The sequence below is a fragment of the Pseudooceanicola sp. genome, from assembly GCF_041987405.1.
Taxonomy (GTDB): Bacteria; Pseudomonadota; Alphaproteobacteria; order Rhodobacterales; family Rhodobacteraceae; genus Pseudooceanicola.
Genome location: NZ_JBHIWR010000001.1, coordinates 342,204 through 361,426, shown reverse-complemented (window position 1 = coordinate 361,426; position 19,223 = coordinate 342,204). Strand labels below are relative to the sequence as shown.

The 19,223-nt window shown below is 63.6% G+C and carries 15 protein-coding genes; 8 read left to right on the top strand and 7 right to left on the bottom strand.

Annotated elements, in window-relative coordinates:
• Nucleotides 1–79: 79 nt before the first annotated feature.
• From ACFC2Y_RS01715 to uvrA, 7 genes are all read left to right on the top strand, one after another.
• Nucleotides 80–3,400 (top strand): hypothetical protein, encoded by a 3,321-nt coding sequence (locus ACFC2Y_RS01715; protein WP_375173329.1) that lies wholly within the window; start codon nucleotides 80–82, stop codon nucleotides 3,398–3,400.
• A gap of 21 nt (nucleotides 3,401–3,421) precedes the next feature.
• The gene (queA, locus tag ACFC2Y_RS01710) at nucleotides 3,422–4,468 is read left to right on the top strand and encodes a tRNA preQ1(34) S-adenosylmethionine ribosyltransferase-isomerase QueA (protein ID WP_375173328.1); all 1,047 of its coding nucleotides are present in this window, start codon (nucleotides 3,422–3,424) and stop codon (nucleotides 4,466–4,468) included.
• A 121-nt stretch (nucleotides 4,469–4,589) separates the two neighbouring features.
• Nucleotides 4,590–5,852 carry an MFS transporter gene (locus ACFC2Y_RS01705; protein ID WP_375173327.1) on the top strand — a complete coding sequence of 421 codons (1,263 nt, stop codon included), beginning with the start codon at nucleotides 4,590–4,592 and terminating at the stop codon, nucleotides 5,850–5,852.
• An 89-nt stretch (nucleotides 5,853–5,941) separates the two neighbouring features.
• The gene (locus ACFC2Y_RS01700) at nucleotides 5,942–6,520 is read left to right on the top strand and encodes a DUF924 family protein (protein ID WP_375173326.1); all 579 of its coding nucleotides are present in this window, start codon (nucleotides 5,942–5,944) and stop codon (nucleotides 6,518–6,520) included.
• 131 nt (nucleotides 6,521–6,651) lie between these two features.
• On the top strand, nucleotides 6,652–8,043 hold the full coding sequence (lpdA, locus tag ACFC2Y_RS01695) for a dihydrolipoyl dehydrogenase (RefSeq protein WP_375173325.1): 1,392 nt from the start codon (nucleotides 6,652–6,654) through the stop codon (nucleotides 8,041–8,043).
• A 109-nt stretch (nucleotides 8,044–8,152) separates the two neighbouring features.
• Nucleotides 8,153–8,776, top strand: a complete 624-nt coding sequence (locus tag ACFC2Y_RS01690; RefSeq protein ID WP_375173324.1) for a choice-of-anchor C family protein — start codon at nucleotides 8,153–8,155, stop codon at nucleotides 8,774–8,776.
• Nucleotides 8,777–9,121: 345 nt separating this feature from the next.
• Nucleotides 9,122–12,019 carry an excinuclease ABC subunit UvrA gene (gene uvrA, locus ACFC2Y_RS01685; RefSeq protein WP_375173323.1) on the top strand — a complete coding sequence of 966 codons (2,898 nt, stop codon included), beginning with the start codon at nucleotides 9,122–9,124 and terminating at the stop codon, nucleotides 12,017–12,019.
• Here the strand turns inward: uvrA and ACFC2Y_RS01680 are convergent, their stop codons facing one another.
• The 5 genes from ACFC2Y_RS01680 to ACFC2Y_RS01660 all read right to left on the bottom strand — a co-directional run bounded on the left by ACFC2Y_RS01680 (nucleotide 12,020) and on the right by ACFC2Y_RS01660 (nucleotide 16,043).
• Nucleotides 12,020–12,451 (bottom strand): hypothetical protein, encoded by a 432-nt coding sequence (locus ACFC2Y_RS01680; RefSeq protein WP_375173322.1) that lies wholly within the window; start codon nucleotides 12,449–12,451, stop codon nucleotides 12,020–12,022.
• An 84-nt stretch (nucleotides 12,452–12,535) separates the two neighbouring features.
• Entirely contained in the window at nucleotides 12,536–12,901 is a 366-nt protein-coding gene (locus tag ACFC2Y_RS01675; protein ID WP_375173321.1) for an excinuclease ABC subunit A, read from the bottom strand.
• Nucleotides 12,902–12,997: 96 nt separating this feature from the next.
• The gene (gene mmsB / locus ACFC2Y_RS01670; RefSeq protein WP_375173320.1) at nucleotides 12,998–13,870 is read right to left on the bottom strand and encodes a 3-hydroxyisobutyrate dehydrogenase; all 873 of its coding nucleotides are present in this window, start codon (nucleotides 13,868–13,870) and stop codon (nucleotides 12,998–13,000) included.
• Nucleotides 13,867–14,907, bottom strand: a complete 1,041-nt coding sequence (locus ACFC2Y_RS01665; RefSeq protein WP_375173319.1) for an enoyl-CoA hydratase/isomerase family protein — start codon at nucleotides 14,905–14,907, stop codon at nucleotides 13,867–13,869. The genes mmsB and ACFC2Y_RS01665 overlap by 4 nt, the downstream gene beginning before the upstream one ends.
• Nucleotides 14,904–16,043, bottom strand: coding sequence for an acyl-CoA dehydrogenase family protein (locus tag ACFC2Y_RS01660; RefSeq protein WP_375173318.1), 1,140 nt, complete (start codon nucleotides 16,041–16,043; stop codon nucleotides 14,904–14,906). The genes ACFC2Y_RS01665 and ACFC2Y_RS01660 overlap by 4 nt, the downstream gene beginning before the upstream one ends.
• A 266-nt stretch (nucleotides 16,044–16,309) precedes the next feature.
• Here ACFC2Y_RS01660 and ACFC2Y_RS01655 point away from each other — a divergent pair, with 266 nt between their 5' ends.
• Nucleotides 16,310–16,900, top strand: a complete 591-nt coding sequence (locus ACFC2Y_RS01655; RefSeq protein WP_375173317.1) for a VPLPA-CTERM sorting domain-containing protein — start codon at nucleotides 16,310–16,312, stop codon at nucleotides 16,898–16,900.
• Nucleotides 16,901–17,008: 108 nt separating this feature from the next.
• Here ACFC2Y_RS01655 and ACFC2Y_RS01650 read toward each other — a convergent pair whose 3' ends face one another.
• Nucleotides 17,009–18,280, bottom strand: coding sequence for a leishmanolysin-related zinc metalloendopeptidase (locus ACFC2Y_RS01650; RefSeq protein ID WP_375173316.1), 1,272 nt, complete (start codon nucleotides 18,278–18,280; stop codon nucleotides 17,009–17,011).
• 125 nt (nucleotides 18,281–18,405) lie between these two features.
• Nucleotides 18,406–19,047, bottom strand: coding sequence for a VPLPA-CTERM sorting domain-containing protein (locus ACFC2Y_RS01645; protein WP_375173315.1), 642 nt, complete (start codon nucleotides 19,045–19,047; stop codon nucleotides 18,406–18,408).
• Between the last annotated feature and the right edge of the window lie 176 nt (nucleotides 19,048–19,223).

The window sequence follows — 19,223 nt, the reverse complement described above, 5'->3', positions numbered from 1 at the left end:
TGACTGGCTTTCCTTTCGCACTCATGAGATGCCAATGATAAACCACGGGGGCGCAAGGAAAAGGGCGGTCATTGCTCAGGTGACGGACAAAACGGACAAAGGCGTCGAAACAGACCCCGAGGCGGGGCGGGCAAAGCGGCCGCACCGGGCCCGGCGTGTCCTGCTCTGGCTTGCCGGGGGGCTGTTGGTCCCGGTCCTGCTGCTGGCGCTCTCCGGGCTGGGCTTGCTCTGGTACGCCAAGGGGCAGACCTTCGTCGCCCCCGCCTGGATCAAGGACCGGGTGGAGACGCGGATCGCGGGCGCCATCTCCAACGTGACGATCCGGTTTGGCGACATCACCCTCACCGTGTCCGACCAATGGCAGCCCAGCCTGCACCTCACCGATGTGCAGATCACCCCGCTTGGCCGCGGCGACCCGATCGCCCTGTCGGATGTCACCGGCTCGCTCGATCCGGCGGGCCTGCTGGACGGTCAACTGCGCCCCCGCGTGATTTCGGTCACCGGCACACGGCTGGATTTCCGCCGGGACGAGGCGGGCGCCTATGGTGTCGCCTTCGGCACGCCCTCCGATCTCTCCGGCACGGCGCAGGTGGCCGGGCAGGAGGCGGGGCAACTGATCAACGCGCTTTCCGAACTGCTCGACCATCCCTCCTTCTCTTCCCTGCGCCGGGTCGAAGGGGCCGCGCTGACCGTGCGGTATGAGGACCGCCGCAGCGGCCGCGCCTGGACGATGGACGGCGGGCGGCTGGAACTGACCCGAAATGGCGACGATCTGCGGCTGCGCGGGGATTTCGCCGTGCTGGGCGGCCATGCCTATGCCACCACGGGTGAGCTGAGCATCGCGGGCAAGATGTACAGCCGCGCCACCAGCCTCGCTCTGCGGGTGGAGGACGCCGCCGCCCGCGACATCGCCACGCAAAGCGCAGGCCTCGCCTGGCTGGGGGTGCTGGACGCGCCCATCTCCGGCGCGCTGCGCGTCTCCACCAACGAGGACGGAGAGATCGGCCCCCTGCACGGCACGCTGCAGATCGGCGCGGGCAACCTCGCCCCGGGCGAGACGAGCGATCCCGTCCCCTTCCGCTCTGCCCGGACCTATTTCCGATACGACCCCGCCAGCCTGACCCTGCGCTTCGACGAACTGACCGTGCAAAGCGTCTGGGTCGAGGCCACGGCGGAGGGGCGGATCGTCCTCGACGGCGTTTCCAACGGCATTCCCGCCGCCATGACCGGCCAGTTGCGCATCACCGAACTGACGGCCAACCCCGCCGGCATTTTCCAGGTGCCGCTCTACCTCGAAAGGGCGGAGGCGGAGATGCGGCTCAACCTCGATCCCTTCCGGCTGGAGGTCGGCCGCCTCGACCTGCGCGACCGCGGCCAGACCCTGGCGATACAGGGCTGGTTCGAGGCCGAGCCCGAAGGCTGGGACGTCAGCATGACCGCCCGCACGCAAAGCCTGACCGCAGACGACGTGCTGGAGCTCTGGCCCGCCACGGCCCTGCCCAAGACCCGCGAATGGATCGCGCGCAACGTGCTGGAAGGCACCCTGCGCAACCTGCAACTGGGCGTGCGCTCCTTCCCGACGACCCGGCCCGACGTCACCCTCGGCTTCGATTTCGAGGATCTCATCACCACCTTCCTGCCCACCATGCCCCCGGTAGAGGCCGCCAGCGGCCACGCCGAACTGCGCGGCGACCGGTTTGTGGTGACGGCGGATGACGGCTGGCTTTACGCGCCGGGGGGCGAGGGGCTGCAGATCGCGGGGACTTCCTTCATCTACGAAAACACCCGGATGAAGGACGGTCCGGCGCAGGTCCTGCTGCGCGCGGCGGGGGCGCTTGGCGATGTGCTGACCCTGATTGATCTGGAGCCGCTGAACCTGCTGTCCAAGGCCGGGCGCACGCCGGATATGGCGCAGGGCAGGGTCGATCTCTCCGCCGACCTGGCCTTCGATCTGGTCAAGAACCTGCCGGTGGACAAGATCGCCATCGCCTACCGCGCCGATCTGAGCGACCTCACCAGCGATGCCATCGTTCCCGGCCAGACCCTGCAGGCTGAAAGCCTGAACATCACCGGCACCGCGCAGCAGATCACCGCCCGTGGCGACGCACAGCTGGGCACGATCCCCGTCGGCGGCAAATGGCAGGCCGATCTCACCCCCGAGGGGCAGGGCCGCAGCCGGTTCGAGGGCTGGCTGACCGTCGGTGCAGACCTCGGCGCGCAGCTCAACCTGGGCCTGCCGCCGGACAGCATCGGCGGCACAGGCCGCGCCAATGTCGAGATCGACTTCGCCCGTGGCACCGCGCCCGAATTCGCCGCCACCTCTAATCTTTCAGGTATCTCTGTGCGCGTGCCAGCCCTGAACTGGACCCTTTCAGAACGCGAAACCGGCCGCTTCGACATCTCCGGCCAGCTGGGCACCCCGCCCCAGATCGACCGGCTGAGCCTCAGCGCACCCGGGGTCGAGGTCGCGGGCACCATCCGTCTGCATCCCGAGGGGGGCGGCCTGGACACCGCGCGCTTCTCCCGGGTCAGGATGGGCACCTGGCTGGACGCACCCGTGACACTGACCGGCCGCGGCAAATCCGTCGCCCCCAGGGTCGCCATTTCCGGCGGCCGGGTCGATCTGCGCCGGATGAACCTGGGAGAGCCGAACGGCAAGGGCGGCCCGGTCAGCCTCGCGCTGGACCGGCTGCAGGTCTCCGAAGGCATCGCGCTGCACAACATGCGCGGCGAGTTCGAAACCCGCAACGGCCTGAACGGCTCCTTCACCGCCCTGCTCAACGGCGCGGCGCAGATCCGGGGCACGGTCATCCCGCGCAACGGCGGCTCGGCCCTGCGGGCGACCTCCGAGGATGCCGGCCGGACCCTGGCTGCCACCGGACTGCTGAACCGGGGCAGGGGCGGCACGCTGGACCTGACGCTGACCCCGGTCGGCCCCAAGGGCACCTATGACGGCAATCTGGAGGTCCGCGACATCTGGATCCAGGACGCCCCGGCCATGGCGTCCCTGCTCTCGGCGCTCTCCATCGTCGGCCTGCTGGAACAGATGTCGGGCAACGGCATCCTCTTCACCGAGGCGAACGCGGATTTCCGCCTGACCCCCTCGCAGTTGATCCTGCGCGGCGCCAGCGCTGTCGGCGCCTCCATGGGCGTTTCGATGGACGGCATCTATGACTTTGATGGCAAACGGATGGACATGCAGGGCGTGGTCTCGCCGCTCTATGTCATCAACGGGATCGGGCGCCTGTTCAGCCGTAACGACGGCGAGGGGCTGATCGGCTTCAACTACCGGCTGATCGGCGCGGTCGCCAACCCCCGCGTGCAGGTCAATCCGCTTTCCCTCTTTACACCCGGCATGTTCAGAGAGATTTTCCGCCGCCCGCCCCCACGCACCAATTGAGCGACGACAGACGAACGGCCCATGCACCTCAGCGACTTCGATTTCGACCTGCCAGAGCGGCTGATCGCCACCCGCCCCGCGCGGCCGCGCAGCTCTGCCCGCCTGCTGGTGTCCGACGGCGACACGATCCACGACGCCGTGGTCCGTGACCTGACCGACTGGCTGCGCCCCGGCGACCGGCTGGTCCTGAACGACACCCGCGTGATCCCCGCGCGCCTCAGCGGCACACGCGCCCGCGACACCGCCCAAGGCCCGACGGAGGCCCGGATCGAGGCCACCCTGCTAGAGCCGCGCCCGGGCGGTCACTGGGCCGCGCTGCTCAAGCCGTTGAAGAAGGTGAAAGAGGGCGAGGTCATCCGCTTCTCCGACGACCTCTCCGCCACGCTCCTGGCAAGAGAGGAAGGGCAGGGCGTCCTGGAGTTCAACCTGACGGGCGAGGATTTCGACCGCGCCCTGGCCGAGGCCGGCGCCATGCCCCTGCCGCCCTATATCGCCGCCCTGCGCGCCCCCGATGACGAGGACAAGACAGATTACCAGACCGTCTGGGCCGAGAAATCCGGCGCCGTGGCCGCCCCCACGGCCTCGCTGCATTTCGATCAGGACCTGCTGGACCGCATCGCCGCCATGGGGGTGGAGACGACCCATGTCACCCTGCATGTCGGCGCGGGCACCTTCCTGCCGGTCAAGGTCGAGGACGTGACCACCCACAAGATGCACGCCGAATGGGGCGAGGTTACTGCCGACGCCGCGCGCGACATCGCGGCGACCAAGGCCAAAGGTGGCCGCGTCATCCCCGTGGGCACCACCGCCCTGCGCCTGATCGAAAGCGCCGCACGCTCCGGCACGATCGAACCCTGGCGCGGCGAGACGGATATCTTCATCTATCCCGGCTTCACCTTCCATGTGACCGACGCGCTGATGACGAATTTTCACCTGCCGAAATCGACGCTGCTGATGCTCGTCTCCGCCCTGGTCGGACAGGATCGCATCCGCAAGATCTACGCCCACGCGGTGGCCGAAGACTACCGGTTCTTCTCCTACGGTGACGCGTCGCTGTTGATCCCCTGAGGGACGCACTACAGTCAGACCGTCGACCGGTGCACGGCTACCCATGCTTAAACCGTAGCCGGTTAGGCTGGCCATGCCGTCTCGAATCGGGCAGGCGAAAGAAAACCGGAGGTCGCGCGACATGTTTCAGGTTCTGTCATCTTCCTGGGCCCTGCTGCTGGGTCTTTCCCTGCTGATGGTCGGCAACGGCCTTCAGGGCACGCTGCTTGGCGTGCGGGGCCAGATCGAGGGGTTCTCGACCTTCGAGATGTCGATCGTCATGTCCGCCTACTTCCTCGGCTTCCTCGGCGGCTCGCGCGCCGCGCCGGAGATGATCCGCCGGGTCGGTCACGTCCGGGTCTTTGCCGCCCTCGGCTCATTCATCTCCGCCATCCTGATCCTCTACCCGGCCTTCGCCCATCCGATCACCTGGACCCTGGGCCGCGTGCTGATCGGCTTCTGCTTCTCCGGCGTCTATGTCACCGCCGAAAGCTGGCTGAACCACGCCGCCACGAACGAAACGCGGGGCAAGACGCTGTCGGTCTACATGATGGTGCAGATGATCGGCATCGTCGCGGCGCAGGGGCTTCTGCTGGTCGGGGACCCCTCGGGCTTCATCCTCTTCATCATCCCTTCGGTGCTGGTTTCGATCTCCTTCGCACCGATTCTCCTGTCGATCTCGCCGACCCCGGCCTTCGAACGCACCGCCCCGATGAGCCTGCGCCGCCTGTTCCAGGTCTCGCCGCTCTCCTGCGTCGGCGTCTTTTTGCTGGGCGGGGCCTTCTCCGCCCAGTTCGGCATGGCCGCGGTCTATGGGGCGGAGGCCGGGCTGAGCCTCAAGCAGATCTCGCTCTTCATCGCGACCTTCTACATCGGCGCGACCCTCTCGCAGTATCCCCTGGGCTGGCTGTCGGACCGGATGGACCGCCGCCGCCTGATCATGATGGTCGCCCTCGTCGGCGGCATCGGGGCGGTGATCGGCGTGGCGATCAACAACCAGATCGGTCTGATGCTCGCCGCCTTCATGGTGGGGGGCATGTCCAACCCGCTCTATTCACTGCTGATTTCCTATGCCAACGACTTTCTGGAGGTCGATGACATGGCCGCGGCCTCGGGCGGGATGATCTTCATCAACGGGCTTGGCGCGATCTCCGGCCCGCTGGTCACCGGCTGGATCATGACGGTGATCGGGCCGCAGGGCTTCTGGGTTTTCATCGGGGCACTGCTCTTTGCCCTGGCACTCTATGCGCTCTACCGGATGACGCAACGCCCGGCCCCCTCGGTCGCGGACACCAGTTCCTACGCTCCGGTGATGATGTCGGCGACCTCTGTCGCGCTCGAAGCGGCGCAGGAATGGGCGGCCGAGAACGCCGAGGATGACGAAAAAGACACGCCCGCAGCCTGATAGCGGTAAAGGTACGGAATTTGTGAATTGCAAAGCGTAACAGTTTTGCGAAGCTGTGGATAAGTGGCGGCGCAACCCGGGAGGATAGCATGGTGAGCCCCGAAGAAATCCTGGCATTCTGGCTGGACGAAACCGGCCCCGAGGGCTGGTACAACGCGACAGAAGAGCTGGACGAGACGATCCGAAAACGCTTCGGCACCGCCTGGAAGGCCGCTGTGGAAGGGTCCTACGGCCTCTGGCTGACCTATCCCACGGGCACGCTGGCCTATATCATCCTGACCGACCAGTTCCCCCGCAACATGTTCCGCGACGACGGCCGCGCCTTTTCCAGCGACCATATCGCCCGCGCGGCGGCCAAGATGGCCATCGACCGCAACTGGGACATGCAGATCGACGAACCGGCGCGGCAGTTTTTCTACCTGCCCCTGATGCACTCGGAAAACCTCTGCGATCAGGAACGCTGCGTGCGCCTGATGAAGGAACGGATGCCGATTGCGGGCGCGTCGAACCTGCTGCACGCCAAGGCACACCGCGAGGTCATCCGCCAGTTCGGCCGCTTCCCCTACCGCAACGCAGCCCTGTCGCGGCGCGTCACGCAGGGCGAAAGCAGCTATCTGGACGAGGGCGGATACGGCAAGACCGTGCGCGAACTGCAAGCCGCCGAATAGAGCAAGTGGTTGAAATCACGATGTGTTTCCAAAGGCCCCGCGGCGAAATGCTCCGGGGCCTTCTTCGTCTATTGAGGCGGTCTCGAAAATAGTTTAACGTCAAACTATCTTGCTGGATGGAGGAATCGACCATGGCCGCAACCTATGATTTTCTGGTGATCGGGGCCGGTCCAGGCGGCTATGTCGCGGCGATCCGGGCCGCCCAGCTTGGTCTGAAGGCCTGCGTTGTCGAACGTGAGCATCTGGGCGGCATCTGCCTCAACTGGGGCTGCATTCCCACCAAGGCGCTGCTGCGCTCCTCCGAAGTCTTCCACCTCATGCACCGCGCGAAGGAGTTCGGCCTCTCCGCCGACAAGATCGACTATGACCTCGATGCCGTGATCAAACGCTCCCGCGGGGTGGCCAAGCAGATGGAGGGCGGGGTCAAGCACCTGCTCAAGAAGAACAAGGTTGATGTCGTGATGGGCGAGGCCAAGCTGGCTGGCAAGGGCAAGATCTCCGTCAAGACCGACAAGGGGGCGGAGGAGATCTCCGCCAAGCACATCGTCCTCGCCACCGGCGCCCGCGCCCGCGAACTGCCGGGGCTGGAGGCCGACGGCGATCTGGTCTGGACTTACAAACACGCCCTCAACCCGCCCCGCATGCCGAAAAAGCTGCTCGTCATCGGCTCCGGCGCCATCGGCATCGAATTCGCCAGCTTCTACAACACGCTCGGCGCCGACACGACCGTGGTCGAGGTCTTGGACCGCGTGCTGCCCGTAGAGGATGCGGAGATCAGCGCCTTCGCCAAAAAGGCCTTCCAGAAGCAGGGCATGACCATCATGGAGAAGTCCATGGTCAAGCAACTCGACCGCTCCAAAGGCAAGGTGACCGCCCATATCGAAACCGGCGGCAAGGTTGAGAAACTGGAATTCGACACCGTGATCTCCGCGGTCGGCATCGTCGGAAATGTTGAGAATCTGGGATTGGAAGAGGCGGGCATCAAACTCGACCGGACCCATGTCGTGACCGACGAATACTGCCGCACCGGGGTCGACGGCGTCTATGCCATCGGCGATGTGGCCGGGGCCCCCTGGCTCGCCCACAAGGCCAGCCACGAGGGCGTCATGGTCGCCGAACTGGCCGCGGGCGGGCATCCCCATGCCGTGGATCCCGCCGCCATCGCGGGCTGCACCTACTGCCATCCCCAGGTGGCCAGCGTCGGCATGACCGAGGCCAAGGCGAAAGAGGCGGGCTACAAGGTCAAGGTCGGCAAATTCCCCTTCATCGGCAACGGCAAGGCCGTCGCCCTGGGCGAACCCGAGGGCCTGATCAAGACGGTCTTCGACGAAAAGACCGGCGAGCTTCTGGGCGCCCATATGGTCGGGGCCGAGGTGACCGAGCTGATCCAGGGCTATGTCGTGGGTCGCGCGCTGGAGACCACCGAAGAAGATCTGATGAACACCGTCTTCCCGCATCCCACCCTGTCGGAGATGATGCACGAGGCCGTTCTGGCGGCCTACGGGCGCGAAATCCATATGTAGGCTGCCACATTGATCACTTCTGCCCTTGATTGACTCCCGCTCTGCAACACCTAGGTTGGAGAAAGTCTATCGTATTTGGGCAAATTGGATGCGACGAAGGAGTGATTTCATGACCAAGTTTACAATTCTGGCGGCCGCCTTTGCCGTTGTCGCCGGATCTGCCAGCGCAGCGACTGTCGTCAACGGCAGCTTCGAAGACCCCACGGGTTCAGGCGCTTTTCAGACCTATGACCCCGGATCTGGATCCTTGACTGGATGGACGATTTCGGGAGCCAACATCGACCATATTTCCGGATACTGGGAGCATTCCGACGGCGTGCGCAGCATCGATATGAACGGCAACGGCGGCGGGGCCTCGATCTCGCAGATGGTGACAAATCTTGTCATTGGCCGTAGCTACACGCTCCTCTTCGATATGGCAGGCAACCCCGATGACTCTCCGGTAAGGAAAGATCTGTTTGCCGCAATTGCCGGATTTTCCGACCAATTCTCATTTTATACGACGGGTAGGACGCGGACAGATATGGGTTGGACCACGATGTCTCTGGATTTCGTGGCCAACGATACGTCCCACTTACTGCAATTCGATTCGATTACCGATGGTGCCGCCTACGGCCCAGCACTAGACAACGTCCGCATCGTCGATGCGACCCCGGTTCCGGTCCCCGCTGCAGGGCTCCTGTTGCTCACGGCTCTCGGAGGCATCGGCCTGGCGAAACGGCGCAAGTCCTGATCACACTCCCTTCGACGATATGGCCGCTCAATGGGCGGCCAATTTCGGCACGCCGATATCTTCAACCGAGCAGTCGTTGCGCGGTCGGCAGTGGGGCAGGGCGGAGCATCTCTCAAATTCGCTGTCGGCCCGCCCCCAAAGCGCCAAGCGGCCGTTATTTTGCACATCGGAATATCTTAGCCCTCCTTACGGGAACGCCGTTTCCGGCCGGTCGAATTAATAGCCATCTGGCATGCGGTAATATGAATGTGAGGCCTTGCCGCAAGTTCTCGTTATGTTCTTCATTTTTGCTTGGAAGACGGACGGCCTTAAACTATTTCTTAGGCATTCATCGCCGGGGGACTCATGGCCGAGCTGAAGAACATCGAGGTGCGCGGCGCGCGCGAACATAACCTCAAGAATATCGACGTCGATATTCCGCGTAACGAACTGGTTGTTATCACGGGGCTTTCCGGATCCGGGAAGTCCTCTCTGGCCTTCGACACGATCTATGCCGAGGGCCAGCGCCGCTATGTGGAATCGTTGTCCGCCTATGCGCGGCAGTTCCTCGACATGATGGAAAAACCGGACGTGGATCACATCTCCGGCCTCTCCCCGGCGATTTCCATTGAACAGAAGACCACCTCCAAGAACCCGCGCTCCACCGTCGGCACGGTGACGGAGATCTACGATTACCTCCGCCTGCTCTTCGCCCGCGTCGGCACGCCCTATTCCCCCGCCACCGGCCAGCCGATCGAGGCGCAGCAGGTGCAGGACATGGTCGACCGGGTCATGGGGATGGAGGAGGGCACCCGCGGCTATCTCCTCGCCCCGATCATCCGGGACCGGAAGGGCGAATATAAGAAGGAATTTCAGGAGCTTCGCAAACAGGGGTTCCAGCGGGTGAAGGTCGACGGACAGTTCTACGACCTCGACGACGCCCCCACGCTCGACAAGAAATTCCGCCATGACATCGACGTGGTCGTCGACCGCATTGTCGTGCGCGAGGGGATGGAGACGCGGCTGGCCGACAGTTTCCGCACCGCGCTCGATCTCGCCGACGGCATCGCCATCCTCGAAACCGCTCCCCGCGCAGACAATGACGGGGTGGAACCGGAACCCGAACGGTTCACCTTCTCGGAAAAATTCGCCTGTCCCGTCAGTGGCTTCACCATTCCGGAGATCGAGCCGCGCCTCTTTTCCTTCAACGCCCCCTTTGGCGCCTGCCCGGATTGCGGCGGCCTGGGGGTCGAGCTCTTCTTCGACGAACGCCTCGTCGTCCCCGATGCCACTCTCAAGATCGCCGACGGGGCGCTCGCCCCCTGGCGCAAGGGCAAGAGTCCCTATTTCCTCCAGACCATCGAAGCCATCGCAAAGCATTATGATTTCGACAAGAAATCGCGTTGGAAGGATCTGCCGCCGCATGTCCAGCAGGTCTTCCTCTACGGTTCCGGAGACGAAGAAATCGCCTTCCGCTACGACGAGGGCGGCCGCGTCTACCAGGTCTCCCGCACCTTCGAGGGCGTCATTCCCAACATGGAACGCCGTTACCGCGAGACCGACAGCAACTGGATCCGCGAAGAATTCGAGCAATATCAGAACAATCGCCACTGCGGCACCTGCGACGGTTACCGCCTGAAGGAGGAGGCGCTGGCGGTCAAAATCGGCCCGGCCAAGGAGAAGGAACAGCTCCTCCACATCGGGCAGGTGGTCCAGATGTCGATCCGCGAGGCCTACGATTGGTGCCAGACCGTCCCCGACAACCTGACCGCGCAGCGCAACGAAATCGCCCGCGCCATCCTCAAGGAAATCCGCGAACGCCTTGGATTCCTGAACAATGTCGGGCTGGAATACCTTACGCTTTCGCGCAATTCCGGCACCCTCTCGGGCGGTGAAAGCCAGCGGATTCGGCTCGCCTCCCAGATCGGCTCCGGCCTCACCGGCGTGCTTTACGTGCTGGACGAACCCTCCATCGGGCTGCATCAGCGCGACAATGGCCGTCTGCTGACCACGCTGAAAAACCTGCGGGATCAGGGCAATACGGTGATCGTCGTCGAACATGACGAGGAAGCGATCCGCGAGGCCGACTACGTCTTCGACATTGGCCCGGGGGCAGGGGTGCATGGCGGCTCTGTCGTCTCCCACGGCACACCCGCGCATATCGCCGCGGACCCGGCCAGCCTGACCGGCCAATACCTTGCGGGCACACGGGAAATTCCCGTCCCCGCCGAACGGCGCAAGGGCAACAAGAAGACCGTTTCCGTCGTCAAGGCGACCGGCAACAACCTGAAAAACGTCACCGCCGACTTCCCCTTGGGCAAGTTTGTCTGCGTCACCGGTGTTTCCGGCGGCGGCAAGTCGACCCTGACCATCGAGACCCTGTTCAAGACCGCCTCCATGCGCCTGAACGGCGCGCGGCAGACGCCCGCGCCCTGCGAAACGATCAAGGGGCTGGAACATCTGGACAAGGTAATCGACATCGACCAGCGACCCATTGGCCGGACTCCGCGTTCAAATCCAGCGACTTACACCGGGGCCTTCACCCCGATCCGCGACTGGTTCGCAGGCCTGCCCGAGGCCAAGGCACGCGGCTACAAGCCCGGCCGCTTCTCCTTCAACGTCAAGGGCGGTCGGTGTGAGGCCTGCCAGGGCGACGGCGTCATCAAGATCGAGATGCACTTCCTGCCGGACGTCTATGTCACCTGCGAAACCTGCCAGGGCGCGCGCTACAACCGCGAAACGCTGGAGATCAAGTTCAAGGGCAAGAGCATAGCCGACGTTCTTGATATGACGGTCGAAGACGCGCAGGAGTTTTTTAACGCTGTTCCCAGCATCCGCGAGAAGATGGATGCGCTGGTCCGCGTCGGCCTTGGCTATATCAAGGTCGGTCAACAGGCGACGACGCTGTCAGGTGGCGAGGCACAGCGGGTCAAGCTGTCGAAGGAACTGTCGAAACGTTCCACCGGCCGCACCCTCTACATCCTCGACGAACCGACCACCGGTCTGCACTTCGAGGACGTGCGCAAGCTGTTGGAAGTACTGCATGAATTGGTCGGCCAGGGCAACTCCGTCGTGGTGATCGAACACAACCTCGACGTCATCAAAACCGCCGACTGGATCGTCGATATCGGTCCCGAGGGCGGTGATGGCGGCGGAGAAATCGTCGCAACCGGCACGCCGGAAGAGGTCGCCAAGGTCGACCGCAGCCACACCGGCCGTTACCTCGCCCCCATGCTCAAGGCCGGGCGCGTCGCGGCGGAGTGATCAGTAGCGGTTGATATGGGGATTGATGTAGTTCAGCACGCGCCGGGAGCGGATCTCGGCGCGATAGATATCCTCGCCCACCTTGAAATAGGTCCAGCCGTTTTCCGGTCGGGGCAGGCCATAACGTAAGGGATTCATGAGGATAAGTCCGTGCTCGGGCAGGGTATCCCCATAGCTCAGGATATGATGCGCGGCCACGCCCGCGACGATCGGTGGAACGATGAAACGGCCCGGGCGATCCTCTGGCTTGCTCCGGGGGCCCGTGGAAACGATACGACGCGCTCTGGTCTGGTGGCGCTTCACCCCCTCCTGACCCGACACGTTCGGCCCGACATTGAGGCATCGCACCCCAAGCCCTGCAGTGGCACAATCCGCCACCACAGGTCCCGAGATCGCCGAAAGTAATAGCCCGAGGGCCAGAGAGCGCATCATGACACATCCCTCGAAAGGTGAGGACAAGTGTGCCATGGATGCCGTACCGATCCAAGTGATCTGCGATTTCAGCACTGGAAACAGTCAGTTGAGAATGGCTGACACGGCGCCGATCAGATCCAGCACTTCGCGGGTTTCCCGGTCCACGCGGTAGACGTATCCGTCACCCCGATAATAGGTGCCATAGGGGTCAAGGCCGTAGCGCGCCGGGTCGCGGATCACGATATAACGCTCATCGACCAGACGATCACCTATCTGCAATCCGCCCTTCTTGGCCAGTCCGGGCGGGACGCAGGCGGGTGATTTCTTGGCCAGCCCCGGCGGGCAGCCCTGGGTCTGTCCGGGCGCGCCGCGCGCTTTCCAGGCCCCTTTGTCATTGGGCGGTTTGGCCTCCGCCAGCAATGGGATGGTCATTAAAGCGGCGCTCATCAGCAGGGTGAGCCGTGTCATGCGAAATCTCCTTTGTTCCAAAGGGATAACGCACACCTCGCAAACACTGTTCCCGCTGGCGACCGGACGGGCGGAAACCCGCCTGCACCCCGCTTGTCAGCCGCGCCCGCGCTTTTCGAACCGGGGCAGCATGGCCGAAAAATCGCGCCCCGCGCCGTCCTCCTCCTCGACAAACCGCGCATAAAGGTCCGCCGCCGCGCGCCCCATGGGCGTATCCGCATCCGCGCCCTCCGCCGCCTGTTGCGACAGGCGCAGGTCCTTCAGCATCAGATCGGCGGCAAACCCCGGCTGATAGCCGTTGTCCGCCGGCGATTTCGGCCCGACCCCGGGGGCGGGGCAATAGGCGTTCATCGACCAGGAATAGCCCGAGGAGGTCGAGACGACGTCGAACATCGCCTGCCGGTCCAGGCCCAGCTTGTCGGCCAGGGCAAAGGCCTCGCAGGTGGCGATCATGGTGACGCCGAGGATCATGTTGTTGCAGATCTTGGCCGCCTGTCCGTTACCCGACGGGCCGCAATGCACCGCCTTTTGGCCCATGATCTCGAAAAGGGGTTGAGCTTTCATGAACGCGGCCTCGTTGCCGCCCACCATGAAGGTCAGCGTGCCGCCCTGCGCCCCGCCGACACCGCCCGAAACAGGCGCATCCAGCGGCAGAATGTCAGCCTTGTCAGCCTCTTCCGCCACGGACCTCGCGCTGTCCACATCCACTGTCGAACAGTCGAGGAAGACCGCCCCCGGCCGCATCGCCGGGATGATCTCTGCCGTGACGGCGCGCAGGATGGCGCCATTCGGCAGCATGGTGATGACGATGTCCTGATCCGTGGCCGCCTCCGCCGCCGATCCGACCGCCTGCACCCCCTCGACCGCGACCTCTGCGGTGTCGAAACCGGTGACCACATGCCCCGCCTTGGCCAGGTTGGCCGCCATGGGCCCGCCCATGTTGCCCAGGCCGATAAACCCGATATTCATGACAGTTCCTCCTCGAATGTCAGTTCTTCCGCGCCCAGTGGGGCGAGCATCTCTGCCACCGCCGCCTCCGTGACGTCCGCGATCCCGTGCCGCCAGGTCGGATTGCGGTCACGGTCGATGATCTGCGCGCGGATTCCTTCAAGGAAATCTGCATGTTCCATCGACCGCGCCGTGAACCGGTATTCCAGCTGCAGCGCGACGCGAATATCCGTTTCCTCCCGCAGCCGCGCCAGCATGTCCAGTGTCACGGCCATGGCGAGCGGAGAGTTGCGGCGCACCGCCTTCAGCGCCGCTTCGGCAAACTCGCCCTCGGCGGCGGCCAGCTTCCCCTCGATCTCCGCCAGCGATCCGGAGAAGAGGTGATCCACCTCCGCGCGATGCGCCATCAACCCGGCATCGGCAGGATGAGCTTCGCTGGTCAAGATGCTGATATCGCTGCCATCGCAGAGCATCTGGATTAGCCCCGGCCACCGCGCCTCCGGCACAAACAGATCCGCAAACCCCATCTCGATCGCATCGCCTGCGGACATCCGCGCCGCCGTCAGACCCAGGTAGGCGCCCATCTGACCGGGCGCCCGCGCCAGCAGCAGCGACCCGCCAACATCCGGCACCAGCCCGATGCCGCATTCCGGCATGGCGATCTGCGTGCTCTCGCCCACCACACGCACACCCGCATGACAGCCGATACCGACACCGCCGCCCATGACGAACCCCTGCATGAAGCTGACGATCGGTTTGGGATAGCGCGCGAGCCGGGCGTTCAGCCGGTATTCGTCGCGCCAGAACCGCTGGCCATAGGCAAAATCCCCGGCGCGCCCGCTCTCGTACAGCTGTTGAATATCGCCGCCCGCGCAGAAGGCCTTTTCGCCCTCCGCATCCAGGATCACCAAATGCACCGACTCGTCCGAGAGCCAGTCTTTCAGCGCCGCGTCAATCGCCATGGCCATGTCATAACTCAAGGCATTCAAGGCCTTGGGACGGGTGAGGGTGATACGGCCGGCGCTGCCTTCGCGGCGGATGTGGATATCGTCGCTCATGCCGCGATCATCCCGCGCGACACGATCACCCGCATGATTTCATTGGTTCCTTCCAGGATTTCATGCACCCGCAGGTCGCGTACGATCTTTTCCACCCCGTAATCCGCGAGGTAGCCGTAGCCGCCGTGCAGCTGCAGGCATTGATTGGCCACCCGCGACCCGGTTTCGGTGACAAAGGCCTTGGCCATGGCGCAGAACTTCGTCGCATCCGGCGCGCCCTGATCCAGCTTCCACGCCGCCTGCCGCAGAAAGGTCCGCGCCGCCTGCAATTCGATCTCCATATCCGCCAGCCGGAACTGCAGCGCCTGGAACTGGTTGATCGGCTGTCCAAAGGCCTGCCGCTCGCCCATATAGGCCACCGTCCGGTCCAGCGCGGCCTGCGCCGCACCAAGCGAACAGGCCGAAATGTTCAGCCGCCCTCCGTCCAGCCCTTTCATCGCATATGTGAATCCCTGGCCCTCTTCGCCCACGAGATTCCGATCGGAAACGTCGCAATTGTCGAACTGGACCTGCCGCGTCGGCTGCGACTTCCAGCCCATTTTCTCCTCCAGCCCGCCGAAAGAGAGGCCCGCCGTGCCGTCCTCGACATAGATCGTCGACACGCCCTTGGGCCCCGGTCCGCCGGTCCGCGCCATAACCACATATCCGTCGGAATACCCCCCGCCGGAGATAAAGGCCTTGGTCCCGTTCAGCCGGTATCCCTCGTTCGTCCGCTCCGCCCGCGTCTTCAGCGCGGCGGCGTCGGACCCCGATCCCGGCTCGGTGAGGCAATAGCTCAGCACCCTCTCCATCGACACCACCCCGGGCAACACCCGGTCGCGCAACTCCGGCGCGGCAAAGGCGTCGATCATCCGGGCGCACATGTTGTGGATCGACAGAAAGGCCGCGACGGAAGGGCAGGCCATCGACAGCGCCTCGAACACCAGCGTCGCATCCAGCCGTCCCAGCCCCGCGCCGCCGTTCTCCTCGCTCACATAAAGCCCGCCGAAGCCGAGCGCCCCGATCTCGGGCCAGAGATCCTTGGGAATGCTGCCCGCGCGCTCCCACTCCTGGGCAAATGGCGCGATCCGGTCCTGCCCGAAGGCATGGGCCATGTCGAAAATAGCCTGCTGTTCCTCGGTCAAAGCGAAATCCATTGTCTCCCCCGTCTCCTCGGCCCGTCTCCTGCGCGCCACTCTATCTGCGGAAATTCACGGACAACAGGGGAAACCCTGCGGGGTGGTTTTGCAATATTGCCGGGGCTGGGACGGGGGGCGATCAAAACTCAATCCCGCCTTTTCGGACATGCAGCAGGACGCGCGAATCTCCTTTTCGTCTCCATTCGCGACTGCTATTGGAGCGATGGCCCAGGGAGAAGCCGGGGTCTATATATCTGGTAATATTAGAATTTGTGGAGACGATTATGACGATGAAGACCCTGCTCGCGGCTGCATCAGTTGCTGTTGCAACCAGTGCAACGGGCGCACTGGCCGTACCGGTTACGATTGATTTCGGTGGTGCCGACGGTGAATTTTCCGAACTGTCCTACGAGGGCGGCCTGCTGACCGTGTCGACCCTTCTGGGTGCGCTCGGCTCAGAATTCTCCAAGGTGACCCGGCAGGCCGAAGGCCTCGGCGTTACGCACGACTTCGATTCCTCGGATGAACTGGACAACTGGGAAACCCTTTTCTTCAGCTTCAATAGCAACGTGAAGCTGATCAAGATGGAGTTCGCTGCCTTCAACCCCGGGCTTTGGGATTTCGACAACTACGTCGTGACCGTGCTGCAACCCGGTCCCTCCTTCGTGCTGGACATCGACAACGCCGATCCGCTGATGTTCGGTGAGATTGAAGCCAACGCTTTCTCGATTGGCGCCGGCGTGCTCGACTATTTCTACATCGAGTCCCTGACCTTCGACGACATGTCCGCTGTCCCGCTGCCCGCCGGTGGCGCGCTGCTGCTTGGCGGCCTGGGTGGCCTCGCCGCGCTGCGTCGCAAGCGCAAAGCGGCCTGATCCAGTCCAACACAAACGAAAAGGCGGGGCATCGACCCCGCCTTTTATTCTTTCCGATCAACGTCGTATCGCACGCACCGCACCGGCCGTGCGGCCTGTCGCGACCAATCAGGCGATCAGCAGCTGGTCTTCCAAGACAGTCTGATAGCCCATGTCCTGCAGCGCCGCGATGGTCAGCGCGCTGACGTCATTGCTCATGTTGAGCGTGCCGGTCATGATCTCGTTCTTGAAGACGCTCTCGTCCCAATGCTTGCCGGCCGTGCCGCTGCCGCCCTCCATCTCGACCGGAACGCCATAGAACGACAGCTCGTCGGCGCTCGCGATGCTGGCGAAACGGTCGTTGTAGATGGCGATGGCATTCTCGCCGGTGAACCGCAGGCTGCCGTCGATCACTTCGGTCAGACCCATGGCGCCCCAGGCGGTCCCGAAGCCGAGCGAATGCATCAGCTCGTGCAGGATCAGGTCATCCATGAGGCCGTAGTTCAGCATCCTGGACACATCCGCCTCGTCGATCTTGATATAGCCCTGGGAGGGCAGGTAGGAGTCCGATCTGACCGCCGTGTAGCCGCCCCAGCCGACATAACCACCGCTGCCATCGACGGCCGTCAGAGAGGCCGTGATATGCAGATCGTCGATCATGCCGTTCGCGCTGAGATAATCGGGCAGGTCACCGATGACGATATCGCTGATCGCCTCCGCAGCATCGATCAGATACTGCATCATCTCTGTCGACCAGTTCCCGTTGAACGTGATCGAGATATTGTAGCCATCGGGCGTGTCCAGACCGCTGATATAGTCGGCCTGAATGCTCGGCGTCGGTGTCGGATCGGTCGGTTCCTCGGGGGCAGGATCACCGCCCGTGTCCGTCCCGGTATCCGTGCCGGTATCCGTCCCCGGATCCGTCGTGTCCTTGTTCTTGCCCTTGCCGCCGCCTTTTTCACCGCCGCCTTTCGAGCCGCCGTCTCCACCGCCGCCACCGGCGTGGGCGGGTTTCGCACCGGCCGCCCCGTCGAGCGGGCTGTCCTCCCCCGAGGGCGCCTCATCGTCGGCGTCCTGCGGCAATTCCATCGCTGGAGTGTCGTCGACACGGGCCGCGCGATGATCGGCGCTGTGCGGCAGGCTGCCGAACCAATCGGCGCGACCGTCTTTCAGGCCGCCTGCGTTGTTGACCCAGGATGTGGATGGCAGGGATTTGGTCAGATCATAGGCTGGGTTGCCCGGCGCCTGGCTATCGTCCGGACCATCGGCGAAAGGCCCGTTTCGGCCACTCAGTTGTTCGTCCGTCTTGTTCAGGATGATCTTGAAGAGGGCAGACCTGTCCTCAGACGCCTGCTGATTACGCGCCCCGAAGGTCGCCGCAACCCGATCCATGTTCCGCATAGTGCCGCCTTATACTGCTGTTGCCCCGTTTTTTCGGTTTACTAGCAGATTCGGACGGGATTAGGGCACCCCTATGGAGTGCCCTATCTGTTTTCTACTACATTTAGGCGAAAGTTGGCCGAAACTCAGGCCGCCTTGCGCGCTTTCCTGCGGATCAGGCCAAGCCCGGCCACACCTGCGAGCAGCAGGGGCAGGGAGGCGGGAAGCGGAACTTCCGTGCCGACGCCGCCGCCATTGTCATCTAGTTGGTAGTACAGCGACAGGTGCGAAAGACCTTGCGTGGTCGCTCCCGGGCCGCTGACAGTCCAAAGGCCGGACGCGGTTGCCAGTTCGCTCAGCGAGCCAAAAGTGAAGGTAGCGTAGCTGCTTGATTGCTTCAGTACGATTGCGAAGCTCAGAAGCGCGACATCAGTCGTGAGTGACCATGTGTTATCTGAACCATAAGGCTCGAACGGATCACCGAATGTGAACAAGCTCGAAATGGTGTCGGACGTTACCGTCCCGGCGGGCGGTTTTCCTACGCCACCGTCACTGAATTCGATCTTGCCGCCGTAAGTGAAAACGCCGTAGTCGGCAGCGGGATCGTTGCCAGCCGCACAGACGGCGCTGGTCGGTTCATAGGATGTCGGCGAACCATCGCCAACCATCGTATAGGTAACTGACGGCCCCGAAGGCGACGAGCAGGTGGCAGCATATGCTGCACCCGAAATGACCATCGCTGCACTTGCTGACAAAGCGAAAGTTGTGATCTTCTTCAAAATCTTCATTCGCAAATCCTCCTTAAAAAGGTGTTGTCGCGGCGGACCCAAATATTGGCACCTGCGACTCTACGGCTTGCGAAGCACGTATACGGGCATCTTTTTGCCACATTTCGACAGTCAATGAAATCGGAATGTCTGCACAACTGTGTGAAAAGTTCAAAAGGTTAACCCGCGATCCGCGT